General features: G+C 63.3%; 1 protein-coding gene. It reads left to right on the top strand.

From position 1 onward, the window contains the following. A partial coding sequence (locus AACY52_RS28290) for a Tn3 family transposase (protein WP_339561068.1) occupies positions 1-2,561 on the top strand: 2,561 nt, incomplete at both ends.

The raw sequence follows: 2,561 nt of genomic DNA, 5'->3' as shown, positions 1-2,561 counted from the left end.
TCCGCAATTGGCGTCGATCCGTTCGATCTACCGGCGACGGATGACGCTTTATCATCACCAGCAGGCTGCGATGGCCGCGCTGGCCTTCAGGGATTATAGCGACGCCAGCGAGCGCGCCCTGACCGGCCATTTGCGCCGCATGGCGACCCAGAGCTTCGACAGCGCGGCGCTCACGCGCCAGGCGATGATCTGGCTTTTTGAGCACCATTGGGTGCTGCCGGGCCAAAGCCGGATCGAAGACCGGGTGGCAGCTGCTCAAGCCTATGTCACCAAGTCCATTCGCGCAGAGATGATGCAAACAGTTGGTGGGCAATGCGTGCAGCGTTGGGTCCAGGATTTGTCTGCCGTCCATGACGAGGAAACGGGCGAGACGCTGTTTGAATGGCTGCGCAAGCCCACCACCGGTACAAGCCAGATCAATATTGCCGAAGCAGCGCAGCGGCTCAATGCGCTGCGGAACCTGGGGGCTGACAGGCTATCGCTGGGCGCCCTGCCGATAACCGGAATGCGCCATTATGCCAGCGGCATGGCCACCCAAAAAGTTCAAACCCTGGCTTTGCTCAGGGAGCCGCGCCGCGCCGTCGAGATTGGGTGCTGGTTGCGCTTGCACCTTCTCCAGTTGAACGATGTCGTGCTTGAGCAGGTCAGTCGGCGCATCGGCAACCTGTGGCGCGAAGCGCATGGGACAGTCGAGATCCGCGCCTTTCGCGAACTTGAAGTCTATCGCGCCGGCGTGAATGCTATCCGGCGGGCACTGGGCGACCCCAGCCTCTCCGATGCTGCATTGCGTGCAACAGTGGTGACGGCGATTGCGCCGTTGCCGGTGGCGACTATCGGTACCGGGCGGGCGCAGGCCATTCGTGCCGAAATGGCTGCACGGCCTGCGCGCTTGCGGGCCCTGCTCAAAGCGGTGTCCGGCTTGAACCTCGCCTATGCAGAGGATCATCCCCTTGGGATTGCCATGACCACGCTGGCAGGCGTCTATGCCACCAACGAGACCGGACTGGCGGCTCTGAGCACGCCGTTTGCATCGGCCCCGCGCGCCTTGGTCGAAGCTGCATCCACGGCTGAGGAAAGGCTGGCGGCCTATGAGGTGGCCGCCGCGCTATTGCTCAAGCGCTCGCTGCGCAATGGTGCCGCGAGCAGCGTAGACAGCATCAAGCACCGCAGTCTTTCCGATCAGCTGATGCCGTCCGCGCAGTGGCTCAAACACAAGGGCAGCTTCGCCCGGGCGCAGGCACTACCCAAGACCCTTGAGGGCTATCTCGGCGATTACAAAGCGACATTGACCGCCCAGGTCACCGCGCTCGATGCCGCGATCACCGCCGGTGACATCGGCCTGCGCGAAGACCGGCTGCGGATCCCCAAGCTCAAGGCGCTTGGCGAGGGCCCGGAAGTCAGGGCGACACGCAGGGCCCTGTTCGGGGCGATCGGCGCGGTTCAACTGCCCGATATTCTCATCGAGATCGATGCCCTTACCCATTTCTCATGGATCCTCTTGGGGCGGCAGCCTGCCAGCACGACGGAGCTGACACAGGTCTATTGTGCCCTGCTGGGATTGGGCACAATGCAGAGCGCGGCCAGCGTCAGCCGGATGGTTGCGGGTGTCAGCGATGACCAGATCGAACATGTGATGCGCCAGATCATCGCAAGCGGGCAGCTGCGCGCCGCAAGTGACGCAGTCGTCAACCACATGCTCTCCCACCCAGTTGCACGGCGATGGGGCACAGGTAAACAGGCATCGGCGGACATGATGAGTCTGGACGCCACGCGGCACCTCTGGAACGCGGGCACCGATCCGCGTCGCGGCACCAGGGCGATTGGCACTTATTCGCATATTCTCGATCAGTGGCCGATTATCTACGATCAGGCTATCGTGCTCAACCAGCGCCAGGCCGGGGTCGCACTTGAAGGTGTGCTGCAGCAGCAGATCGCCGAGCTGCAGCGCCTGGCGGTCGACACCCACGGCTTCACCCATTTCGCAATGGGATTGGCCAAGGTTCTGGGCTTTGACCTATGCCCCCGCCTTGCGGGCTTTTCAGGGCGCAAGCTCTACCTGCCGCGCGGTGTTGCTGTGCCCGCCCGGCTTGAGCCGATCGTCGAGCGTGTACCGCTCGGCCGCACGGCACGCAGCGGATGGGATGGTCTCCAGCATATCGCGGCCTCGCTCCAGAGCGGGTATGGTTCCGCCGCGACCATCATCGAGCGGCATGGCAGCGCCGCACGGGGAAACCCGGTCTATGAATGCGGTACCGTGGTCGGCAAGGTCATGCGTAGCGTGTTCATGCTCGACTATCTCGTCAACCCAGAATTCCGGCGCGAGGTTCATCGGCTGCTTGCCCAGGGTGAATCGCTCCATGCCCTGCAGCGCGCATTGTTGACCGGACGGATCGAGGCCAAGCATGGCCGAGCCGAGGATGATGCAAACGCCATCAGCGGGGCCATCTCCTTGCTCACCAACGTCGTGCTGGCTTGGAATACCGCGGCGATGCAGACCGAAATTGAGGCCAATCCTGCCCTCTACCCAACTGAGCATCTGACGCATATCGTGCCCGTCGCGC

Origin of the sequence: Pseudomonas sp. EA_65y_Pfl1_P113 (assembly GCF_963970525.1) — a bacterium.
GTDB lineage: Bacteria > Pseudomonadota > Gammaproteobacteria > Pseudomonadales > Pseudomonadaceae > Aquipseudomonas > Aquipseudomonas tritici.
Note: the sequence above shows the minus strand (reverse complement) of the source record. Positions and strands in the feature narration are given on the sequence as shown.